Origin of the sequence: Spiroplasma endosymbiont of Sarcophaga carnaria, from assembly GCF_964019595.1 — a bacterium.
GTDB lineage: Bacteria > Bacillota_I > Bacilli_A > Mycoplasmatales > Mycoplasmataceae > Spiroplasma > Spiroplasma poulsonii.
Genome location: NZ_OZ026456.1, coordinates 726,887 through 750,727, shown reverse-complemented (window position 1 = coordinate 750,727; position 23,841 = coordinate 726,887). Strand labels below are relative to the sequence as shown.

General features: G+C 27.6%; 21 protein-coding genes and 1 pseudogene. 14 read left to right on the top strand and 8 right to left on the bottom strand.

The features are described 5' to 3' along the window. Window positions 1-3 precede the first annotated feature (3 nt). Both AACK91_RS04465 and AACK91_RS04460 read left to right on the top strand, forming a co-directional pair. Window positions 4-2,379, top strand: a complete 2,376-nt coding sequence (locus tag AACK91_RS04465; protein ID WP_338964529.1) for a hypothetical protein — start codon at window positions 4-6, stop codon at window positions 2,377-2,379. Further along, the gene (locus AACK91_RS04460) at window positions 2,379-3,476 is read left to right on the top strand and encodes a hypothetical protein (RefSeq protein ID WP_338964527.1); all 1,098 of its coding nucleotides are present in this window, start codon (window positions 2,379-2,381) and stop codon (window positions 3,474-3,476) included. Before AACK91_RS04465 ends, AACK91_RS04460 begins: the two co-directional genes overlap by 1 nt. A 123-nt stretch (window positions 3,477-3,599) precedes the next feature. Here the strand turns inward: AACK91_RS04460 and AACK91_RS04455 are convergent, their stop codons facing one another. The 3 genes and pseudogenes from AACK91_RS04455 to AACK91_RS11600 all read right to left on the bottom strand — a co-directional run bounded on the left by AACK91_RS04455 (window position 3,600) and on the right by AACK91_RS11600 (window position 5,735). After that, window positions 3,600-4,187: a hypothetical protein gene (locus AACK91_RS04455; protein ID WP_338964525.1), complete on the bottom strand. Its 588-nt coding sequence runs from the start codon at window positions 4,185-4,187 to the stop codon at window positions 3,600-3,602. Window positions 4,188-4,204: 17 nt separating this feature from the next. Further along, on the bottom strand, window positions 4,205-4,627 hold the full coding sequence (locus AACK91_RS04450; RefSeq protein ID WP_338964522.1) for a hypothetical protein: 423 nt from the start codon (window positions 4,625-4,627) through the stop codon (window positions 4,205-4,207). A gap of 433 nt (window positions 4,628-5,060) precedes the next feature. Continuing rightward, window positions 5,061-5,735: pseudogene (locus AACK91_RS11600) on the bottom strand (ATP-binding cassette domain-containing protein). Between the two features lie 524 nt (window positions 5,736-6,259). On the opposite strand from AACK91_RS11600, the gene AACK91_RS04435 reads away from it, so the two are divergent. The 4 genes from AACK91_RS04435 to tpx all read left to right on the top strand — a co-directional run bounded on the left by AACK91_RS04435 (window position 6,260) and on the right by tpx (window position 10,383). Further along, window positions 6,260-7,222 (top strand): IS1/IS1595 family N-terminal zinc-binding domain-containing protein, encoded by a 963-nt coding sequence (locus tag AACK91_RS04435; RefSeq protein WP_338964514.1) that lies wholly within the window; start codon window positions 6,260-6,262, stop codon window positions 7,220-7,222. A 226-nt stretch (window positions 7,223-7,448) separates the two neighbouring features. Continuing rightward, window positions 7,449-9,269, top strand: a complete 1,821-nt coding sequence (locus tag AACK91_RS04430; RefSeq protein WP_338964512.1) for an AAA family ATPase — start codon at window positions 7,449-7,451, stop codon at window positions 9,267-9,269. A 3-nt stretch (window positions 9,270-9,272) separates the two neighbouring features. Continuing rightward, entirely contained in the window at window positions 9,273-9,896 is a 624-nt protein-coding gene (locus AACK91_RS04425; protein ID WP_338964509.1) for a 4Fe-4S single cluster domain-containing protein, read from the top strand. Next, complete coding sequence (gene tpx, locus AACK91_RS04420; RefSeq protein ID WP_338964505.1) at window positions 9,883-10,383, top strand: thiol peroxidase; 501 nt, start codon at window positions 9,883-9,885, stop codon at window positions 10,381-10,383. Before AACK91_RS04425 ends, tpx begins: the two co-directional genes overlap by 14 nt. A 25-nt stretch (window positions 10,384-10,408) precedes the next feature. Here tpx and AACK91_RS04415 read toward each other — a convergent pair whose 3' ends face one another. Both AACK91_RS04415 and AACK91_RS04410 read right to left on the bottom strand, forming a co-directional pair. Continuing rightward, entirely contained in the window at window positions 10,409-10,825 is a 417-nt protein-coding gene (locus AACK91_RS04415; RefSeq protein ID WP_338964502.1) for an HIT family protein, read from the bottom strand. A 199-nt stretch (window positions 10,826-11,024) separates the two neighbouring features. Beyond that, window positions 11,025-11,987, bottom strand: coding sequence for an IS1/IS1595 family N-terminal zinc-binding domain-containing protein (locus AACK91_RS04410; RefSeq protein ID WP_338964499.1), 963 nt, complete (start codon window positions 11,985-11,987; stop codon window positions 11,025-11,027). A gap of 212 nt (window positions 11,988-12,199) precedes the next feature. On the opposite strand from AACK91_RS04410, the gene AACK91_RS04405 reads away from it, so the two are divergent. Then, a complete protein-coding gene (locus AACK91_RS04405; protein WP_338964497.1) occupies window positions 12,200-12,349 on the top strand; it encodes a hypothetical protein in 150 nt (49 codons plus the stop codon). A 131-nt stretch (window positions 12,350-12,480) separates the two neighbouring features. On the opposite strand, the gene AACK91_RS04400 is transcribed toward AACK91_RS04405, so the two are convergent. Next, window positions 12,481-14,181, bottom strand: coding sequence for a lipoprotein (locus AACK91_RS04400; protein WP_338964495.1), 1,701 nt, complete (start codon window positions 14,179-14,181; stop codon window positions 12,481-12,483). After that, window positions 14,181-16,463, bottom strand: coding sequence for a lipoprotein (locus AACK91_RS04395; RefSeq protein WP_338964493.1), 2,283 nt, complete (start codon window positions 16,461-16,463; stop codon window positions 14,181-14,183). Before AACK91_RS04395 ends, AACK91_RS04400 begins: the two co-directional genes overlap by 1 nt. Window positions 16,464-16,652: 189 nt before the next feature. Here AACK91_RS04395 and sufC point away from each other — a divergent pair, with 189 nt between their 5' ends. From sufC to AACK91_RS04360, 7 genes are read left to right on the top strand one after another with little or no spacing between them, the layout of a single operon-like run. Then, window positions 16,653-17,468, top strand: a complete 816-nt coding sequence (sufC, locus tag AACK91_RS04390; protein WP_338964491.1) for a Fe-S cluster assembly ATPase SufC — start codon at window positions 16,653-16,655, stop codon at window positions 17,466-17,468. Between the two features lie 2 nt (window positions 17,469-17,470). Continuing rightward, the gene (locus AACK91_RS04385; protein ID WP_338964488.1) at window positions 17,471-18,304 is read left to right on the top strand and encodes a SufD family Fe-S cluster assembly protein; all 834 of its coding nucleotides are present in this window, start codon (window positions 17,471-17,473) and stop codon (window positions 18,302-18,304) included. Window positions 18,305-18,306: 2 nt separating this feature from the next. Then, entirely contained in the window at window positions 18,307-19,536 is a 1,230-nt protein-coding gene (locus tag AACK91_RS04380; RefSeq protein WP_338964485.1) for an aminotransferase class V-fold PLP-dependent enzyme, read from the top strand. Continuing rightward, a complete protein-coding gene (gene sufU, locus AACK91_RS04375; RefSeq protein WP_338964483.1) occupies window positions 19,537-19,992 on the top strand; it encodes a Fe-S cluster assembly sulfur transfer protein SufU in 456 nt (151 codons plus the stop codon). It abuts the gene before it with no gap. 14 nt (window positions 19,993-20,006) lie between these two features. Next, on the top strand, window positions 20,007-21,419 hold the full coding sequence (gene sufB / locus AACK91_RS04370) for a Fe-S cluster assembly protein SufB (RefSeq protein ID WP_338964480.1): 1,413 nt from the start codon (window positions 20,007-20,009) through the stop codon (window positions 21,417-21,419). Next, the gene (locus AACK91_RS04365) at window positions 21,419-21,970 is read left to right on the top strand and encodes a 5-formyltetrahydrofolate cyclo-ligase (protein ID WP_338964477.1); all 552 of its coding nucleotides are present in this window, start codon (window positions 21,419-21,421) and stop codon (window positions 21,968-21,970) included. The genes sufB and AACK91_RS04365 overlap by 1 nt, the downstream gene beginning before the upstream one ends. A 17-nt stretch (window positions 21,971-21,987) precedes the next feature. Continuing rightward, window positions 21,988-22,602 carry a hypothetical protein gene (locus AACK91_RS04360; protein WP_338964475.1) on the top strand — a complete coding sequence of 205 codons (615 nt, stop codon included), beginning with the start codon at window positions 21,988-21,990 and terminating at the stop codon, window positions 22,600-22,602. Between the two features lie 267 nt (window positions 22,603-22,869). On the opposite strand, the gene AACK91_RS04355 is transcribed toward AACK91_RS04360, so the two are convergent. Next, window positions 22,870-23,832, bottom strand: coding sequence for an IS1/IS1595 family N-terminal zinc-binding domain-containing protein (locus AACK91_RS04355; protein WP_338963247.1), 963 nt, complete (start codon window positions 23,830-23,832; stop codon window positions 22,870-22,872). Between the last annotated feature and the right edge of the window lie 9 nt (window positions 23,833-23,841).

Genomic DNA, 23,841 nt, shown 5'->3' with positions numbered 1-23,841 from the left:
AAAATGAAATTAGGAGTAGTTAAAGTCTATAAAAACTGAAAAAAATTAACAACAATTGTTAGTTATCAAACACCAAAAAGACCATCCTTTTTTCAGTATGTCATTTTAAATGCTATTGCTAATTATCCAGATAAAGAAAAGTCGTTAGCTAATATTTTACGAGATGAATTACAAATTTTTAATCATAAAATTTACGCTGAATGTTTAAAGGATTTAATTGAAAAAGAAAACACAATTGAAATTAATTCACAAGGGTCATTAAATTATTTGGCTAATAGTTATGCTGAACAAGAATGAATTGATCATGCAATTGGAATTTTTTATATTTCAAAAGAAGCACTACAAGCCTTAGAAAAAGGTTATTTGTTAAGTAAAAACAATAACCGTGAAGCAACAATTGATTTTATTTTTGATATTTTTACAAATGAACGATATATTAATAATGAACATTTACTCTTAATAGAAAAAATTAATAATAATGCTTTAACAATTTTTCCAGAATATGAAGTAACAATTACGGGTGATGATTTATTTAAATTCTTAGAAAAATATAAAACTAGTCCTAATAAATATAATATGTTTAATAATGATACAACATTTACTTCAATTCGAAAGCAACAACAAACAATTAAACATGATAATAAAGAAGTTAATAAATTATTATCTGATGTTTATGAAACAAAGGAAGTTGTGCTAACTTTAACAACTTTTAAAGATATTAAAATGCAAGTTATGAATGATAAAAATTTGCAAGAAATTATTGATAATAATATTAATTTACGAACAAAAATTTTAGATTATTTTTTAACAATAATGACAGAAGATTTAACAACTGATTTTAATTTAAATATTCAAAAGATTGCAGCAAATACGCTAGAAAGTGATTATCAACAAGACCCTCGTCATATTATTTCAACATTGATAAATCCTCGAATTTTGATTATTAATGCAGCAAATGTTAATCCAAAAGCAGTTTTAAATCATAAATATTATTTTGATAATGATATTCGTTGTGTTATTTTTGTTAATGTTGATCATAGTACTAAGATAAGTGATTTAACCGCTTCAATTACAATTTTTTATTTAGATAAAACCATTTTACCAATACATGATCATTTTTTGACATTATTTATTAATGATAAAAACGAGACAGAATGTTATGCCTTACAACCAACAGAGTTAATGATGTTAAATCGTAAAATTATCACTGCCCAAAAATTTTTATCAAATTATAGCAACCTCTTATTTAAAAAAATTTTACAAAATTTACAAACTGTGTTGAAAAATGAACAAGGAAATATTTATGAAACAATTCACGGCAATAAAGTTAATGACCTCTTTATTTATTGTTATTTAATTGATCTATTAAATCAAAATGACAATGCTTTTGATGATATTTTAAAAAATATTAGTACAAATGATTTTCAAAATAAGATTTTAATTTTATCCAAATGTGAGCAAATTTTAACTAATTTTACTTTAAGACCAAATTATTTTACAAAAATGCACACCCTTTTAATTACGGCGATAAAACAAGAAGCCAAAGACCAGCAAAATATTGTTAAAGCGTATAAAGTTTTAACAAATAATGATTTGTTAGCAAGTAAAGAAGCTTTAAATATGCTACAAGAACTTTACCATCAAGATAATGTTACTTTAAAACAACTATTAGAACTAACTAATGTTGCAAGTTCAACAACTATTGAAAAAATTTGAAATCAAAATTTATTTGCTATTTTAACTAAATTCCTTTTTGCGCTTAATAATGATAATTTGCACCGTGAGTTATTTGAAGAAATTAGTACAACAAATTTAAGTAAAAATATTACTTTATTAGTTAATTTGTATGGTTATGCGGAAGAATATCTAAAATATTTTACTGAAATGAAAAAACGAGAGACAAGTAATCTACAGCGTCATTGAGAGGAAATTTGAACTAAGGTTGCAACCATTAGCGAACGCTTTAAAAATATTAATCATTGTGATGATTTAACAATTGAATTACTAGGATCATTATCACAATTAGAAACGAGATACAAAACTATTAAGTTTAAAGATATGTTTAATTCTGAATCAAAATTTCAAGAATACCTTGATTTTTGCTACTTTGATAAAGCAGCATTATATTTAATAAATATCTTAGAAGAAAAAATTACTGCTATGCTAAAGGCAAAAGACCACCGTTTAAAAGCAATTAATGAAAAATTATTTGTTTGCAAGGATCTTTTGGATAAAAGTAAACAAAAACAAATTATGACAATATATTATGAATTACGATTGTACTTATATTGTGAAAAAGCGCGCGATGAGCGAAATGATAATAAAAACCGCGATGCATTAAAAAAACTACAAAAAGAAATAGAAGAGGTGTTAAATTAATGAGTATGAGTGTTGAACAGGTAATGTATAATTACCAAAAAAAAATCGAAAGATTAAGTTTAAATATTAATTTTGTTAAAGAAAACTTACAATTATTATTACAACAATTAAAAAATATTGATGCTAGTGGATTAAACTGCCAAGCAATTGAACAGTATTTACAAGAGCTAAATCAAATTTTAGTTGATTTAGAAACTAATCCATTGGTTAATGAATTTCAAAAGGTTAAACATGTTGATTTAGAATTAGCAAAACGAGTTAACTTTTTCTTAGAACAAAAAACATTAAGTTTAGCAGAAATTCAACAAAAAATTGAAGTGCTAAAAGTAAAAGTTGTTGAAGACGAAACAAAACAACGCTTAGTGAATTTAAAAAATCGTGTTAATTTAAATTATCAAACATTAGAGCAAGAACTACTAGGAATGTTTGATGATAATGCTTCAAAAGCTTTTATTATGAATTTTTTTAAATCAAATAAAAATCAGCTTGTTAATCTAGATCCAAATACAATTTCAGAGCTTGTTCAAGATGAGATTAATAACTATCGTGCTTCAATAGACTTTATGAAAAATCAATATCTTAATAGTTTTAAAGCCCAAATTGGCGATGATAAATTTATTAATGCTGAATTAGGACCGGTGTTAGAGGAATTCAGTCAAACTAGTGTTAATGATACTAATGCTTTAAATCAAAAAGCATTGGATTTACAAAATAAAATTATTAGCCAACAATTAGATGAATCAGCACGAAAACATACAATTGCTGCAATCTTGCAAGCAATTCAAAAACGTGGTTTTATTGTTGATAATAATGATATTCGAATTACAAAGGAAAATGACGATAGTCTTGTTATTGTCTATGCTAAAAAAGTGACAGGAGAAGAAGCAATATTTAAAGTATATCTTGATGGTCGTTTTACTTACAAATTTGAAGGTTATGAAGGTCACGCCCATGATGTTGATGAACAACCATTTGTTAATGATTTATCAATGTATGATGTATCATTATCAAAAGAAATGAAAAAGACATATTTAAATCCAGATAAGATTATGAACCAAGCTAAAATACAAATCGATAGTAAAACAAAAAAGAAATAAGATAATAATTATGACATTTATTCAAGTATTAGTAGGCAAAGTAAAAATGTATTAAAAGGACCAATTTATATTACTCCTTTTAATACATTTTTCAATTATTTTTTATTTAGATAAGTACCATCTTTATTTATATTTAAAGTGTTTTAAAAAATAATATAACCCAATTGTTGGTAAGATAAATATAATTGTCATTGGAAAAACTAATGGCCAAGTTGGACGGGTATATATGATATTATCTCAGTCAAAATTATATATAATTCCGTTTAGTTTATGCCAATTAAATTCATTATTAAAAAAATTAGAATAACCTCAACTATGATAGAAATTATCGTCGTTAATTAATTTAGCAGCAGTTAAAGTATATCGACTAAATAAGTTAAGGGCAAGAATTCCTGTTTTATATTCATTACTTTCAGCAACTTTTTTATAGTCCTCAATATATTTTGAAAAATTAATGAATAGTGTGTGCCCAGGCACATTTTGAGGTTGTTGTAAAATACTAGTTATTATTGTTTGAGTATTGAGAGCATATTTTTTTTCAATTTCCATAAACATATTTTTTTGAAATTGCCAGCTATAGCGATACCCTCATAGAATCGGATTTGTCGTAATATTGGGGTTTATTCCAAATGTATTTTGTTGGTAAAACATTTGATAAATCTCAATTTTTGTAGAAAATTCTCTTGAAAGAATAATTTGAGGATTTTCCAAATTACTTTGCGGGTGAATTATTTTAACATCTTGATTAACATCAAAAAGTAGTTCCCTTTTAAATCATTAAAGTGGACTTCCTCTGAAAGAAAACCACCTTGTAATATTTTTTGATAATTATTTTTTTCTAAATAATTATTTATAATTTGATGAAATTGATTGCCATCATTTTTATTAATGGCATCGTAAATTTTATTATATATATCATTAGATTTAAAAAGATTAATTTCTGTGTGCTTGTTTGCCTTAATTATGTTGGTAACATTATAGTCTGCTGCTGAAAAATAATGCTTGATATTTTTTGCCGTCATAAGTCAAGGTGTTATTAAAACAATGATTGTTAAAAATAATGTTATTAAAGTTATAACACTTTCTTTTAAAAAATGACTAGCAATGATGATAATAAATCAAAATAATGGTAATGAGATAAAAGAAATCAAGATTCCAACACCATAGAGTTTTAAAAAAATTAAAGTATGTGGTCATGATGTTATTAACAATTAAAATACTGTTGTAATACTAAAAATAATAACATAATAGAAAACCACAGTAATTAAATTAATTAATAGTTTTTGAAAAAAATACTAGTACGACTAAAAGGTTTTGTTGTTATTAAGAGGAATGATGATTCTAAAATGGGACGATTAAAAATGATAATATTAAGATTTCCTAGAAATAAAAATGGAAAGACAAAAAAATTGACTGCAAAGAATAAATAGGAAATAAAAAATAAATCAATATATTTGTTATCTTTGTTAAAAGAAATTGCCCCAACTAGAAAGACATTTATTGATAAAATCATTAGGATTATTAATGTTACTCAAAAACTAATTGCTCTTTTAAGCAGAAAGAAGTCCATTTTTAAGATTTGCATTATTCTTCACTCATTTCCTTTATTTTTTGATACATATTTGATTTATCAAAGGCATAGTATTTTTCATATTCTGCTTGAATATCTCAGACTATTTCATTATTTTTTTCTTTTTCTACAACAATTTGACCATGATCCAAAATAATAAAGTGATCAATATAATCAGCAAATTCATTAAGAATGTGGATAACAATAATAATTGTTTTACCATTTTTATGTAAACTAACTAATAAATCAATTACAATCTTTCGGGTCATAGCATCTAAACCGGTGGTTGGTTCATCTAAAATATAAATGTCATGTTTTAATAAAAAACATTGTGCTAAAAGAACCTTCTTGGCCATTCCTGTTGATAAAATATTTAAGGATTGGAATGCTTATAACTTAAAAAAATCAATAATATCTTTAATTTTTTCTTTTTTAATTTTTTCTTGCTCTAATATACATCACATTTGCAGATAATCAAATATATAAATTTTAGATAGGAAAACAGCTTTTTCTGGGATATAACCAATTTTTTGCTTTGATAAAGGGTTGGTGTTGTTTAATCTGTTGATATAAATGTTTCCTTTTTGATGGGGAAATGCCCCAAGAATTGTCTTAATTAATGTTGTTTTTCCAGCCCCATTATGTCCTAAGATTCCAAAAAAACTTCCTTTGGGAATAGTAAGATTCATGTTAGTAAAAATTGTTTTTTTTTAAAAATGATTGAGATAAATTTGTGATATTAACTGCTGGTTCTGTAAAAGTTATTGTTTTTTCCATAAAAACATCTTTTCTATTAATCATCAATTGTTTCAAATCAATCACCTGTTACTGTTTTATAAATTGTGCATGGTGGTGTTTTTGGATAACAATCCATTCCTATCTTACGTTCAGCAACAATTCGATAATTTCAACGATCTGCCTCTAACTCTGTTTCATAGACATACTTTAACTTCCTTTCAGAAACATATTATTGAATTATTGGAATTTTTATTTTAAAGTAATTAGCATTTCAAGTTTTTAAATAGACAACATAGCTTTTATACTTAAATTATATCAATAAAGTTTTATTTTTAAGATTGTAATACTTTACAAAAGCATAAATAATTTTTGAATGAGAATTATAGGGACATTTTCTTTAATTTTGTCGAAAACTCTTGATATTTATAAAATATACCTAAAATTAGGTATATTTTTAATATATGGAGGTAAATAAATGATGAAAAAAATAATTACAGAATTAATAAATAGCTTAACAGATGATCAATTTTTAAAATTTTATGAAAAAATAAAACAACAAGCAGACTTAATTAAAAAACAAAAACGTTTAAATGAAATTGATCAAAAATTTAGAGATAAAGGCATTATATGTCCTAATTGCAAATCTTTTCATTGTGTTAAAAATGGTCATAATTCCGAAGGAAAACAAAAATATTTATGTAAAAAATGTCGTGCTAGTTTTGATGCATTTCGTCATCATTTTACTTATTGAAGTCATTTAAATTATGAACAGTGAAATTTATTAATTCAAATTTCATTGTTAGGACAATCTAGTAAAATAATTTCTCGTTTTATTAAAACAACCCCAAAAACCGCTTGATATAATCGACAAAAATTAATGCAATCAAAACAATTAGAAAATACACAGTTAAAATTTAAAAAATTAAATGGTCAAATCCAAATGGATGAAACATTTATTAAAGAAATTCATAAAGGCAATTTTAAAGATAAATTTGATAAACGAAAAACTCATCTCGATCCATTTTCAACTGATACCAAATGCTGTATTCAAATGGCAGTTGATAGCAATAATAATATTTTTGTTCAATCCACCAATACCAAAAGATTACAAAAACAATGGATTATTGAAAATATGAATAAGCAACTAATTAAAGAAAAATCAATAATTATTTCTGATATGCAACCACTATATTTATTAGTAGCAAAACAAACAAATTCTACTCTATATTCCACCAAAACTAGTACAAACCCTGATACTAGTTATCAAAAGTTAAATAAGATTAGTAAATTACAATCCAGTCTTAAAGAAGCCTTAATTCATTATCATGGTTTGGGTTTCACTAATATTCAAAATTATTTAAAGCTCTGAAAATGAAAATACCAACACAAAGGTTTAACACCAAACCAACAATCAACGGTATTATATTTTAACGTTTAAAAAATTTAAAGCAAAATCATAATCTTACACAAAATTAGTTTTCAAATTGTCATATTGATGATTTTTTTTATTTCATCAAGAGTTTTCGACAAAATTAAAGGACATTTTTAAATAATTTATTATAAAAATAGTATAATATTTATATTGCCAGTAATCATTTTTAGGTTTTAAAAAGATTTCTAATTTTATTTTTTGTAAAAATCAACCAATTAGAGGGAGTAAATAAATGAGTGTTAAAAGTAATTTAGACAAATTAAAGAACCAAATTGGGATTAAACGTTGTGTTATTCTTGAAGGAAATGTTAATGATATTTATCAAATAAATAACGGTTATGTTGGTTTAAAAGATAAGTTACGTGGTTTACTAAAAGAAAAGGTTTTTAATGACATTTTTACTTGAGATCGGATTGATGGTTTAACTGGTGGAAATATTAATAACTTAACTTTAACAGCTGAACCACAACAAAAAAGTAAAGAAGGTGAAGCTTATGATTTTGGTCAAGAAGTGATTAATAATGCTAATAACCAAGATAATGGTCCAACTGGACAGTTTCCAACTTTAGCAGAGTTTTTTGCTATTGTTCGTCGTAATATGCTAACACCAAGTCCCAAAAAAGTTGCTTTTGTTGCTGATTTTTCAGATTATTTATTTTCAAATGAGCAATCATTAAGCGAAGAAGAACGTGTTAATTTAATTTCCTTAAGTAAGGCTTTTCGTGATAAAAAATTTGACCAATCAGAAATAGTTGATTTTGATACTTCGATTATCTTTATTACCAATAGTGTTGGAAAGTTACCAACGTCATTTTATTTAAATAATCCGGATGTTACAACAATTACTTTAACGAAACCAAATCGGGAAGAACGTGAAAAATTTATTTTAACTAACAAGAGTTTTTTTAAGATTACTGAAGATTTAAGTACTGATGTTTTAAAATTACAAGATATTTATGATACGATGGAGGGATGAACTTTGAAAGAAGTTTATCAATTAATTAAATTCTCAAACAATATTGCTGAACGATTACCGTTTGAAAAGTTATTAAATTCTTATCAATATGGTGACAAAGTTTCACCTTGAGAAGAAATGAATTATGATAAATTAGCAACAATCGAAACAGAGTTAAAAAAACGAGTTATTGGGCAAGACCATGCGATTGTTAAAGTAAAAAATGTTGTTTATAAAGCCTTTACGGGGTTGTCTGGCGTGCAATATTCTTCAAAACGAACAAAACCCAAGGGAACGTTATTTTTTGTTGGTCCAACGGGGGTTGGAAAAACTGAATTAGCAAAAGCTTTAGCAAAGTTTTTATTTGGGGATGAAAAAAACTGTATTCGTTTTGATATGTCAGAATATAACCAGGAAGCTAGTGATCAAAAATTAATCGGAGCACCGCCAGGTTATGTTGGTTATGAAGAAGGCGGTCAATTAACTAATGCAATTAAAGAAAAACCTTTTAGTGTTTTATTATTTGATGAGATTGAAAAAGCACACCCACGAATTTTAGATAAGTTTTTACAAATTTTAGAAGATGGGCGTTTAACAGATAATAAGGGACAAACTGTTAGTTTTTCTGATTCCTTCATTATTTTTACTTCAAATATTGGTGCTGCTGAAGTTGATGATAGTTTACCATTCTTAGAAATTGAAAAACAATTTATTCAAAAAGTTTCTGATCATTTTCGCACCGAATTAAGACGTCCAGAATTATTGGGGCGAATTGGAAATAATATTATTCCGTTTAACTTTATTAAGGATATTAGTTTTAAGGCAAAATTAATTACTCAAAAATTACGTCCAATTCAAGTAGCAGTATGAGAAAAATATAAGGTAAAATTAGAATTTATTCAGTTAGAACAAATTTTGCCAATCATTATTCAAGATGCCGATGATAAAAAGGGGGGGCGTGATTTGTTAAATAGTATTGAAAAACATGTCGTTGATGGGTTAAGCTCCTTTATTTTTGCCAATCAAACTAGTTTTAAAGCGGGTCAAACAATCTTGGCACAAGCTAATGGTCAACAAATTGAATATAATTTAAAATAAACTATGAGTAATTTAATTAATTTTAATCGGTTTGTTTCTTTTACAACAATTGAAGGTCCGGGAAACCGGTTTACCTTATGAATGCAAGGATGCATTATTAATTGCAAAGGATGTAGTAACCAAGAGATGATTCCTTTAATTAATCGGAATGTAATGGAAGTTAGTGAACTTTTCAAAGCAATTAAAGATGCGCAAGAGCGCTTTCAAATTGAAGGAATTACAATTTTGGGGGGCGAACCGTTTATTCAACCACGGGCATTATTGGAATTAGTGACGTTGTGTCAAGCAAACAATTTAACAGTAATTGTTTTTTCCGGTTTTTTATACGAACTATTGCAAGAAAAACACCCGGAAATTTTAACTAAAATCGATATTCTAATTGATGGGCCATTTATTATTGAAAAACTAGACAAAAAACGGCGTTTAATTGGTTCAACCAATCAACGGGTAATTAAACTAAGTGATACTTATCAAAATAATGATTATTTTGAACAAAATATTATTGAAGCTGAATTTACTGTTACTAAAAATAATAGTATGATTATTAATGGCGATGGTGCACACCTCGTCAACAATGAGAAAACAATTTTAACAAAAGAGGAGGACAAAGAAGATGGGAGCATTTAAACTAGATGGTGATGTGTTTTTACATATTAAACAAGATATTATTAAAGTTGGGGATAAATTAGAATTTAAAGCAATAAATGGTGATATGAGTGATTTTCATATCGATGATGTTAGAGCAAAATATAAAGTTATTTCGTCAATTCCAAGCATTGATACTAGCGTTTGTTATACTCAAACAGTTAAGTTTAATGAAAGTATGAAAGATTATAATAATGCTCGTTTAATTACGATTTCAAGAGATTTACCATTTGCGCAAGAAAGATGTTGTGAATCATTTAAAGATGAAGCACACTTCTTAATTTCAGATTATAATTATCGAGACTTTGGGGCAAAATCAGGATTAGTTTTCACTGATTCACAAATTTTACCACGAGCTGTAATAATTTTAAACGAAGACAATATTGTTGAATATCTTGAGGTTGTGAATCCGGTTGGTAATGAACCAAATTACCAAGCAGTATATGACTTTTTAAGTAGTAAAAAATAAAAAAAGTATTGATAAAATACTTTTTTTATTTTAAAGTTAAAAGTTCTTTGATCTCATCAAGGTCCCGTAGCTTTTCTTTATCAACGTTTAGTTTAAAACCATAGCCTTCTTCTTTTTTATATTTTGGAATAACATTAAGATGATAGTGAAAGACTTGTTGAAAAGCTTCACTTTTTTCATTACTAACGTAGTTAATTCCAACAGGTTTTAAAACTTGATACATTTTTTGGGCAACTTTTTTTCCAACTTTTGCAACAGCAGCTAAATGTTCATCATCTGTTTCACTATAATAATCAAAGTGTTTTTTTGGAATTATTAAGGTGTGACCATCACTATTTGGAAATAAATCTAAAAAAGCGTAAACAAGATCGTTTTCATAGATTTTTTTACTCGGAATTTCTTGGGCAATAATTTTACAAAAGATGCAATCACTTTTGTTCATTTTTACATCAGCTCCTTATGAAATAATTATAGCAAACTTATAAGGCGAGTTATAGCATCTTTGCTTTTGGGAAAGGAAAAATAAATAGTTAAAAATTTCCTTTAATTTTGTCGAAAACTCTTGATGAAATAAAAAAAATCATCAATATGACAATTTGAAAACTAATTTTGTGTAAGATTATGATTTTGCTTTAAATTTTTTAAACGTTAAAATATAATACCGTTGATTGTTGGTTTGGTGTTAAACCTTTGTGTTGGTATTTTCATTTTCAGAGCTTTAAATAATTTTGAATATTAGTGAAACCCAAACCATGATAATGAATTAAGGCTTCTTTAAGACTGGATTGTAATTTACTAATCTTATTTAACTTTTGATAACTAGTATCGGGGTTTGTACTAGTTTTGGTGGAATATAGAGTAGAATTTGTTTGTTTTGCTACTAATAAATATAGTGGTTGCATATCAGAAATAATTATTGATTTTTCTTTAATTAGTTGCTTATTCATATTTTCAATAATCCATTGTTTTTGTAATCTTTTGGTATTGGTGGATTGAACAAAAATATTATTATTGCTATCAACTGCCATTTGAATACAGCATTTGGTATTAGTTGAAAATGGATCGAGATGAGTTTTTCGTTTATCAAATTTATCTTTAAAATTGCCTTTATGAATTTCTTTAATAAATGTTTCATCCATTTGGATTTGACCATTTAATTTTTTAAATTTTAACTGTGTATTTTCTAATTGTTTTGATTGCATTAATTTTTGTCGATTATATCAAGCGGTTTTTGGGGTTGTTTTAATAAAACGAGAAATTATTTTACTAGATTGTCCTAACAATGAAATTTGAATTAATAAATTTCACTGTTCATAATTTAAATGACTTCAATAAGTAAAATGATGACGAAATGCATCAAAACTAGCACGACATTTTTTACATAAATATTTTTGTTTTCCTTCGGAATTATGACCATTTTTAACACAATGAAAAGATTTGCAATTAGGACATATAATGCCTTTATCTCTAAATTTTTGATCAATTTCATTTAAACGTTTTTGTTTTTTAATTAAGTCTGCTTGTTGTTTTATTTTTTCATAAAATTCTAAAAATTGATCATCTGTTAAGCTATTTATTAATTCTGTAATTATTTTTTTCATCATTTATTTACCTCTATATATTAAAAATATACCTAATTTTAGGTATATTTTATAAATATCAAGAGTTTTCGACAAAATTAAAGAAAATTTCTAACTTTTTTAAAAAATTTATTATTTTTCTGTTATAATTAATTGCTATAAATCATCTAATAATTCCTTAAATTTTGTGATATAATATATGTATGTAGCAAACAGAATGAGAGGAGATGATTATAATGGAAGATAATAGTACAAAAACAGCTCATGATGAAGCTAAAGAAATTGTTGGGTGATACAGTATGTTAGGGGAAGATATTTATGAATATCTTGAAGTATTAAAACATCAAATTAGCCAACGAAAAAAAGTATTGAACCTAATGATTTAAAACAAGCAGCCTACTTTGAAGATTTACTATTATCTGTCAAAAAAATCTGAAATGAAAAATACCAGGACTAAGTAAAGCTCTTATTTTATGAAAGCAAAGCAGTTTGCTTTTTTAATAAAAAAAGAAGATTTTTAATCTTCTTTAACAATAAATGATCCAATTGCATCAAATACAGTTTGCGAGTAAACATTTTCTGGATTATAACCAAAGGCTAATGAATATAGTCTTGTTTTTGCTGCGGTTTGCAAATCACTAAACTGAGCAAAAGTATATTCAATTCACTTTAAGATTTGTCCTTTAACATTTGGCACGTTTGTTGGAATTCCGTCTTTATCATAAAGGGCATTTCCATTTTCATCATATGTTCCTAAATAACCTGTTTGATTATATAATCATGATAATGAACGTTTAGCGCCTCCTTGTTGTGATACTCACGCTTGGTCTAGGTTGGTTGGTGTTCCTCCTGACCCATATCAAGTTAATGATAATGGTTTGTTATTTGTCTTAGTATTTTGATAATTAATGTTCATATTTTTCATTAAGTCAATTGTATAAATTGGTAAGACTAGAACAACTGATCCATATCTTCGGTTAGCATCTAAAAACTGATAACTTGAAGGACTTATTCCTTCCCCTGATTTAATAATCCCTGGTGTTGCGGTTTCAATAATTTTTTGTTTATATGCATCAGCATTATTTAGGGTTGTAAAGATTTCATTTTTACTTTTATTGATTCCAACAAAACCCTTAAAGCCACTAAGGCCAAAGATTGGGTCAATTCCTTCGTTAATCATATTTTTAAATTCATCACCATTTTTGGCATTAAACATATTTTTTAAGTTAGTTGTTAGAATATCTTCTTTGTTTGTTAAATCAGTATTTAAAGTTGCAACATTTTCTAATGCTCCACCAGTCTCGAATAGTTTATCTAAACTAGCTTTATCTAATTTTAATTCTCAAACCATCTTAACATATGAATTTCAACGAGCACCACTAATTGTGTCTCATAATTGAATGGCATTAAATAAGGCACTGTTACGATTTAAATAAATTTCTGTATTATCACCACCACCATAACGTTTAATTTCGTTTTGGTGTAAATAGGTTGCAGTAATAATTTTATCAATTACAGTTGGGACTTCAATATGTTTATAATAATCATTAAAACGAATTTTTAAAGCAATTTTCTTTTCATCTTCTGTCATTTTATTGAAGTCAGTATAGTCATTTCCCGCAGGTTTAATTTTAATCTCAAAGTTATTTTCCCCTTGATCTTTTCGTGATTTCGTATAATCAGGTGATGTTGTGGTTGATTTTCAGAAATATGATTGGACTCCTCCAACAAATCATTTTTCTGATTGGTAATCAGGTGCATATCCTTGGCCAGCAATTATTAATTCTAATGGTGTATAATTTGATATTCCAGTTAAATATTTCGTGTACAAATTATCAAGAGCAACTTGTTCCACAAAACTAACAATTTGTTTTGCTAATTCATTTTCTGGCTTACTAACATCAATTGTTACTCCAGTATAACGAGCTCTTGTTGCTTCTTCTGAGGCATAGAAGAATTTCGAAATATTAGTATCTAATAATCGGACAGCCATTGTTTTTAGGTCCGCTTTTGTAAAAATATCATTAAATGAATATTTTACGTTTACGTAACTTGATTGATTTTCTGAATCAATTTGGGAAATAATTCAACGTTTAACTTCATCAGCAATTGCTGGGTCAGTAAAACGCTCAAAGTTCTTTTTCCCACAAGCAACAACAGTGGTGCTGGCAGAAGTAACAATTGTTATTGCACCTAAGATGCTTAATAATTTTTTCATTATCTTCTACCTCCTATTGTGCTAAAGTCATCACGATATCAATTTTGATCACCATTATTATAATATTTTGTTTTATCTTTTTCTCAAGTTTTAAATTGATGTAATCAAAAGGCAGTTTGAGTAGGGCTAGTATGAAGTCCTGAATAATTTGTTTTAATTTGTTCATCTCAATATTTTGATTGAGCAATTTTATCGACAATAGCTTTTGTTTTAATTTCTGCGGCGGGTCCACCAGTTTTATAGCCTTGAATCGTTTTGTTTTCTGCTTCAAAACTACTATATAAACGTTGAACTGCTCCTCCTGATAAGTTTGTTGTCAGTGCGCTAATAATTAACGTAAATCAATCAGCATTATCGTGTCCTTCACCATCTTTAAAAGTAATAAAGTTTTTTAATCATTGGTCAGGACCTGCTCCATTTTGTAAAATTTTATTATTAAAATTATTGAAAAAGTCATAAGTTCAGAATCATCATGTTTTATCATCAGCTGAACCAGAAGATGAAGACAATGTCGCGTATTTCTTAACCCCGTCTAAAACTTTAAATTTAAGTTTGCTAGTACTATCGTTATTAACTAAACTACGGTTTGTTAAATACCATAAATATTGGGCATTAGCAAATTGTGTATTCATTTTTTGTTGTGCTTTATCTGTTGTCATAATTTGTGATTTATCAGACATTTCTTTATATGAAATGTTTGAATAATTTAAACTTTTAAATTGTCAATCACTATTATAAGGACTATATGATGTTGCGGTTGCGTCAGCTAAATATTCACGACCATCAAGATGAACTAAATTTAGTCCATTTGTGTCAAAGAAGGCAACTACCATATCTTTAGTTTTACCGACTGTTCAGTTTCCACTAATTTCATCGGCAGTAGCTTTTCTCCCAATAGCAGTTACTGCTGCATCTAAATCAGCAACTGGTGCTGTTGATGTAGCGCCAATACTATCATAAACACTTGCTTTTAAAATATTCGATTTAACAGCATCCGCTTGTGTACTTAATGTTAATAAGTCTGTTGATGGTGTTGCAGTTCCTTTACTATTGTTAATAAAATCATCTCAACTTGGTGCGGTTTTTAAAGCAGTTAAATCAGTATTAATTTGATTTTGGGTGTTTTCATCAAAACTATCTTTTGTAAAACCAGTATCAGTTGGTGTTACTCCCGATTTAAAGGCATAAGTTATTTTTGAAATAGCTAGCGGTTTTTCGTTTTGGAATCAGTTTTCAATAAGATATTTTTGAAATAATGAATATTGTCCAGAATCATATGATTGTGATAAAAATGGTTTTCCAATTGATGTTTTACTTGCATCAGCAAAAACAGGTGTTGCTACTGGTGGGAATTTAACCATATATTTAGTAACATCATAACCTTCTGTTTTTAAATTTCCGGCAATTGTGTCTAAACGAGTATTAATTGCATCAATTGTTAATTGACTTAAATCTGCACCAAAACTTCCACTTGTATTATCTCAACTAAAAGCTAAAGCTACTTGTGTTCGTGAGTTTTGATCACTAGTATTTCAATCTTTTGCTTGTCCTCCGCCTTTAAGAAAATCAGCGAAAGAACTTAATTTAGTTACTGATGTATCAGTTGTATTAGTTTGATATGTTCGCATATTATTATTTAATAGAATGTTAGTTAACATTTGTGTTCCACTAATTCCTCCATCAGCACCGGTTGTCATAATAGTGGCTTTATAATTCTGCTCTTCAATCCCATATTTTTTATTTCCACTAGCACCAGTAATATCTTTATAATTTGAATCTAAAAAATCATAATATTTTTTTTCTCAATTTTTTTGGTCGCTATCTTTAAAACTTTGTTTCTTTTTCTCAACAATATTGTTTGTGTTTTGAACTAATAAATTTCATTGGTCTTTTAAAATGTCTTTTAAATCTTTATAGTCTGCAATATCACCAACTGTTGTTTGAGCAGTTGGAAAAAATTTATCTGGATTAGCTAAAGCTGCCACATTTAAAATTTGCGTTAATTGCACTGACATTTTAGTTCTTGTTGGTCCATCTCATTGTGATGGATCATTTGTTCATGTTCCATTCCCCGCATCAACAAAGGGATTTGCTAAAACACTTCAAATATCAGGGGAAGTAATTTGTTTTCCACCATAAATTCCTGGGAGTCAAGCTCAAATACTATCACCATTCCCATTTTTATGTTGATTGTTATTTTCTTTATTACTACATGCCACTACCCCAGAAGCTGTTGCCCCGACTATTACCACACTGCTAAGTACTGATAAAAGTTTCTTCATTTTGGTTCATCCTTCCTTTTGACTTATTATTTTTTGTACTTTTTGATAAAAAAATACTAAGTACATTCTATTAAAAAATTATAATAAAGTCTACTTTTATTGTACAATAAAAGTAGACTTTATTTTTAAAAAAATAAAGATATTTCACTTGAAAATAACGCAAGAAGCTCTTATAAAGGAGGAGTAAAAATGCAAAATATTGAGATAAAAGATTTATTTGTTTCTGCTGATAATGAGATGATTTTAAATGGTTTAAATTTGACTGTTAATATTAATGAAATTCACGCTTTAATGGGGCCAAATGGAAATGGAAAATCAACTTTGTTATCAACAATTATGGGACACCCTAGTTACACGGTGGAAAGTGGGGATATTTTAATTGATTGTGAAAGTATTTTAAATAAAACAGTTGATGAACGCAGCAAAATGGGTGTCTTTTTTGCAATTCAGTCACCAGTTGAAATTTCTGGAGTTTTAAATTTAGACTTTTTAAAAGCAATTATTAATGCTCATCGCGATGCTCCAATTAAGTTACCACAATTATATAATGACATTAATCATAATATTAAAAATTTAAAAATTGATGATAGTATGATTCGCCGTTATTTAAATACTGGTTTTTCTGGTGGAGAAAAGAAAAAAAATGAAATTTTACAATTAAACTTATTAAAACCAACATTGGCTTTAATCGATGAAATTGATTCGGGGTTAGATGTTGATGCTTTGAATGTTGTTAGTGCTGAATTAAATAAAATGCGGCAAGAAAATTTTTCAGCAATTATTGTTTCACATTATGATCGTTTTTTTAATTTGGTCCAGCCAACCCATGCCCATGTCATTGTTAAAGGGAAAATTGTTAAAAGTGGTGATTATAGTTTAGTTAAAAAGATTAATGAAGAGGGTTATGAATGATTATTGCAGGAATTAAACTTAACATTTGATAATAAAAAAGCAGAAGCAAAACCTTTGACGGGGATTGGCTGTGCTGCGCAAAAAGGAAAATAACAATGCGAGTTTTACTGAATCAGCAAGAAGAAATTATTAGTGATAATCTTTTGATTAATGATACAACACAAAACTTAACGATTAAAAATACTAATCCTGGGCAAGTTATTAATCTTAATTTTTCAACCAATCTTTCTAATAAAACTTTTTTAATTTTTTTAAATTTAACTGCCGAAGCAACCATTAACTATAATATTCCTGCTCAAGATCAAATTAACATTATTAATATTTATAAAAATCGTGAATGTGAGCAAGTTGCTAATCTTTTTTATAATGTGCTAGAAAAAACCCATGTTAATGTTTATCATTTAAACATTGTTAATAGTAATATTACCGAAAATGTTACTTTTAATTTACAAGGCAAGCGTAGTACACTTAAATATTATCTCGCAAGTTTGGCAACGCATAATTATCAAAAAAATGCAATTATTTATGCGCACCATTTAGCGCCCGCAACTGAAAGTGATATTAAAACATATTCAATCGCAAAGGATAATTCATTACAAACCGTTAAATGTACTAGTCACATTGAGAAAACAATGAGTAAATCAGAGGCTCATCAAGAGTTACGATTATTAGTTTTTGATAAGACTTCAAAGGCAATTTCTGATCCAATTTTATTGATTGATGAAAACGACATTAAGGCAAGCCATGCCAATGCTGTGGGAATGTTAGACCCTGACCAAATCTTTTATTTACAAACAAGAGGTTTAACAGTTAATCAGGCACGAAAATTAATTTGCATGGGTTATTTTAAAAATGTGATTGATGCAATTGAGGATGAAACATTACAAAAAAATATTATTGATGAAATTGATAAAGAAATTGGAGAATAAATATGATTGATTATAAAAAAATTAGAGCAGAATTTCCTTTTTTTAAAAATAATGCTGATCAAATTTATCTTGATAGTTCAGCGACTAGTTTAAAACCACAAGTTGTGATTGATGCGATTAATAATTATTATACTCACTATGGAACTAATCCTCATAATACTGATAGTGATTTAGGGTATGAAACAAATGTGCAATATGAAACAATTCGTGGTAAGATTAAGCATTTTATTAATGCTAAAAAAGATCAAGAAATTATTTTTACGCCGGGAACAACATATAGTTTAAACCAAATAGCTTATGGGTTAAGCGACCTTATTCATGCCGGAGATGAAATTTTAATTACAAAACAAGAACATGGGGCAAATATTTTACCATGGTATCGTTTAGCATCAGAGAAAAAGGGTTATGTTAAATTTTTACCAGAAAAAAATTTTAGCATCGATTTAGAACAATTATCAAAAGTGATTACTGCTAAGACAAAAATAGTTTCTTTTGCTAATGTTCCCAATATTTTAGGTTATGAAAATAATCCGATGGTAATTATTGCAATGATTAAAAAAATTAATCCTGAAATAATTGTTGTGGTTGATTGTGCGCAAGGAATTATTCATATGCCAACTGATGTTCAAAAATGAAATGCTGATTTTATTACTTTTTCTGCTCATAAAATTTTTGGGCCAACTGGAATTGGAATTTTATGAGGAAAAGAAGAATTATTATTGAAACTAAAACCATTAATTGTTGGTGGCGGGATGAATGCTCAGATTGAAGGCAACGGGTCAGATTATCTTTTAAAGGGATTACCAGACCGATTAGAAGCGGGATCACCTAATATTGCTGATATTTTTGGTTTTGGAGCAGCGATTGATTTTGTCAATCGACTTACATTAAAAGAAATTATTAGTTACACTCATCAGTTAAAACAATATGCGCTTGAGCAATTTAATCAAAAATTAAAAGATAAGGTTATTATTTATAATGCTGATGCTAAAGCGGGAACATTGGTGTTTAATGTAAAAGATGTTTTTTGTCAAGATGTTGCGACGCATATCGGTAGTCGTAACAAAATTACAGTTCGAAGCGGTGATCATTGTGCTCGGTTAATTGGAGAAATTATTCCGGATAAAAATACAATTCGTGTTAGTTTTTCAATTTACAACAGTTATGAAGATATTGATTTATTAGTAACAGCCCTTGCTAATGAAACCGCTTTTTTGGGAAGGTTGGTTTAAATGGAATTTGATAAAAATGATCCAATGTTTTTACGGCAAATTATTATGGAACATTATTCAGAACCACAATATAAGGGGTTAACGAAAGAAGCCAGCGCACACTCAATTCATCAAGCTTCAGAATCATGTATTGATGATATTCATTTAGAATTAATAGTGGCCGACCAAAAAATTATGATGGCACGATTTGATGGTGTTGGTTGTGCAATTTCAACTGCATCAACAGATATTATGGCGCAGGAATTAGAAGGAAAAACCATTCGTGATGGTTTAGCGATTATTGATAATTATCTTGCAATGGTTTTTGATAAACCATATGATGAGACAAAGTTAAACGAACTAGTTGCATTTATTAATATTGCAAAACAACCTAACCGAATTAAATGTGCTACAACTGGTGTCACTGGTTTTCAAACTTTATTATTAAATTTATTAGATCCAAGTAACAAAAAATAAAGGAGGTGTTATTAATGCCAAAGTTAAAACAAGAAAAACAAATTAAAGAAATTTCTAGTTATAAATATGGTTTTAATGACGGAGATATTTCTTACTATAACACGGGGAAAGGTCTTAATGAAGATATTATTAATGAAATTTCAGATCATAAAAATGAACCAGCGTGAATGCGCGAATATCGCTTACAATCATATCGTAATTTCTTAAAAATTAATAACCCAAGTTGGGGACCAAATTTAGAATTTATGAATTTTGATGATTATGTTTACTATATTAAACCAACCGATCACACTGCTACAAAATGAGAAGAAGTACCAGAAAAAATTAAAAATACTTTTGATCGGTTGGGATTACCAGCAGCGGAACGAGATTATTTAGCAGGGATAAAAGCTCAATATGATAGTGAGCCGGTTTATGGTAGTATGTTAAAAGAAGTTGAAGAAAAAGGGGTCATCTTTTTAGATTGTGATACGGCGTTGCGTGAACATCCTGAGTTATTTAAGAAATACTTTGGGACATTAGTTCCAAATACAGATAATAAATATGCCGCTTTAAATAGTGCCGTGTGGTCAGGAGGTTCATTTATTTATGTTCCGAAAGGAGTTAAATTGGAAAAACCATTACAAGCTTATTTCCGAATTAATTACGAGAACAGTGGACAGTTCGAACGAACATTAATTATTGTTGAAGATGATGCTGAATTAAATTATATCGAAGGGTGTACTGCGCCAATTTATTCTCGTGATTCTTTGCATGCCGCAATTGTTGAAATTTTTGTTGGGAAAAATGCTAAAATGCGTTATACAACAGTTCAAAATTGAAGTGACAATGTTTTAAACTTAGTAACAAAACGAAGCATTGTTGAAGAAAATGGCCAAATGGAATGAATCGACGGTAATATTGGGTCAAAAATTAATATGAAATATCCAAGTGTTATTTTGAAAGGAAACAATAGTAAAGGACAATGTATTTCGATTGCTGTTGCAAAAGAAAATGTCATTCAAGATGCCGGTTCAAAAATGATTCATTTGGGGAAAAATACTTCTTCAAAAATTATTTCAAAATCAATGACCTTTAATGGTGGAACAGCAAATTATCGTGGTTTAGTTCACATTGGACCAAAAGCTCAATATTCAAAAGCACGGGTTGAATGTGACACCTTAATTTTAGATGGGAAATCACATTCAGATACAATTCCACAAAATAAAGTTTATAATAATGAATCACAAATTGAACATGAAGCTACTGTTAGTAAAGTTTCTGAAGAACAATTATTTTATTTACAAAGTCGCGGGTTATCGGAACAAGAAGCTTTAGAAATGATTATAATGGGGTTTTTAGAACCTTTTACAAGAGAATTACCAATGGAATATGCTGTTGAATTGAATCAATTAATTAAGATGGATATGGAAGGCAGTGTTGGTTAATGGCCGTTGTTGATAAACAACAGATTCGACAAGAAAAGCTGCTGGCTCGGCAAAACATTGCTTTATCATTACGTCATCAAAAAGAGCAACAAATTTTTGATTGTTTTTTTAATAATAATATGATCCAAAATAGTAAAAATATTGCCCTTTATTATTCTATTAAGGGGGAAGTTGATACGATTTTAATTATACAAAAATTATTAGCAGCAAACATTAATGTTTTTTTGCCCCGAATGGCAGGAACTGATTTACAATTTTATCAAATTACTAATTTATCAACTGATTTAGAATTTGATCAGCGTTTTGGTCTTTATGAACCACAAACAACATTACCGCTAATTGAAAAAAGTGAAATTGATGTTATTGTTGTTCCAATTGTTGCTTTTGACCAAAATAATTTTCGTTTAGGCTATGGGAAAGGTTATTATGATCGCTTTTTAAAAAATTATCAAAAGACGGTAATTGGATTAGCTTTTAGCGAACAATTAGTGACAAAACCATTACCAATTGAAAAACATAATATTAGAATTAAAACAATTATTAGTGCTTAATTAGACAAGGAGTAAATATGAATTTACCATTATTACGTGTTATTAGTAAATATTGATTCGCATCGTTACACACTTATTTAATAACGTTGGTTTTACCAGTGTTATTATATTTTATTAGTATCCGTGTTACTAATATGTTTAATAGCAATGCTAGTTATTTAGCATTACCGGGATCAATTTTATTGGTGGGTGTATTAAATGGAATTCTTGATTTATCAATTGCTTTTTATGAATTTCGAAAAACAAGTTTTGCACGACAACTGCATTTATTAAAAGCATCAATTTATCAGTTAATTTTTGTTTTAGTTTTGATTAATTTAATGACCACGTTAGTGGGATCATTACGGTTATTTTTAATTGCCTTTCTAAGTTATGGGGAAGCAATTCATATTGAATGAATTAATTGGTTTAGTTTTTTTTGAGCAATCATTTTATGTTCTTTTCTTTCTTCATTAATTGGAATTTTAATTGCGCTTTGTTCGAAGGATTTAAAAGTTATTTTAGTAACCTCAATTTCTGTTTTTTTAATTTTTGCTTTTTTAGCAGGCTTATTTTTCCCAATTGGGGTTATTCGTAGTGATAAAATCTTAAATATTATTGGTTATTTGTTAGCACCAAGTTATTCGTCATAAATTATGGGTAGTGCTTTTTTTGATCAGTTCCAGAATGAATTTTAGATTCTAATTTATATCCAAATTTAACATATTTTTCAGAGTTACATAATATTTGATTGCCAAGTTTAATTAGTTTTGGGTGAAGTTTTGCTTTTTTTAGTTTAATTTTTGTTATTAATTATTATCTTTAATTTTGTCGAAAACTCTTGATGAAATAAAAAAAATCATCAATATGACAATTTGAAAACTAATTTTGTGTAAGATTATGATTTTGCTTTAAATTTTTTAAACGTTAAAATATAATACCGTTGATTGTTGGTTTGGTGTTAAACCTTTGTGTTGGTATTTTCATTTTCAGAGCTTTAAATAATTTTGAATATTAGTGAAACCCAAACCATGATAATGAATTAAGGCTTCTTTAAGACTGGATTGTAATTTACTAATCTTATTTAACTTTTGATAACTAGTATCAGGGTTTGTACTAGTTTTGGTGGAATATAGAGTAGAATTTGTTTGTTTTGCTACTAATAAATATAGTGGTTGCATATCAGAAATAATTATTGATTTTTCTTTAATTAGTTGCTTATTCATATTTTCAATAATCCATTGTTTTTGTAATCTTTTGGTATTGGTGGATTGAACAAAAATATTATTATTGCTATCAACTGCCATTTGAATACAGCATTTGGTATCAGTTGAAAATGGATCGAGATGAGTTTTTCGTTTATCAAATTTATCTTTAAAATTGCCTTTATGAATTTCTTTAATAAATGTTTCATCCATTTGGATTTGACCATTTAATTTTTTAAATTTTAACTGTGTATTTTCTAATTGTTTTGATTGCATTAATTTTTGTCGATTATATCAAGCGGTTTTTGGGGTTGTTTTAATAAAACGAGAAATTATTTTACTAGATTGTCCTAACAATGAAATTTGAATTAATAAATTTCACTGTTCATAATTTAAATGACTTCAATAAGTAAAATGATGACGAAATGCATCAAAACTAGCACGACATTTTTTACATAAATATTTTTGTTTTCCTTCGGAATTATGACCATTTTTAACACAATGAAAAGATTTGCAATTAGGACATATAATGCCTTTATCTCTAAATTTTTGATCAATTTCATTTAAACGTTTTTGTTTTTTAATTAAGTCTGCTTGTTGTTTTATTTTTTCATAAAATTCTAAAAATTGATCATCTGTTAAGCTATTTATTAATTCTGTAATTATTTTTTTCATCATTTATTTACC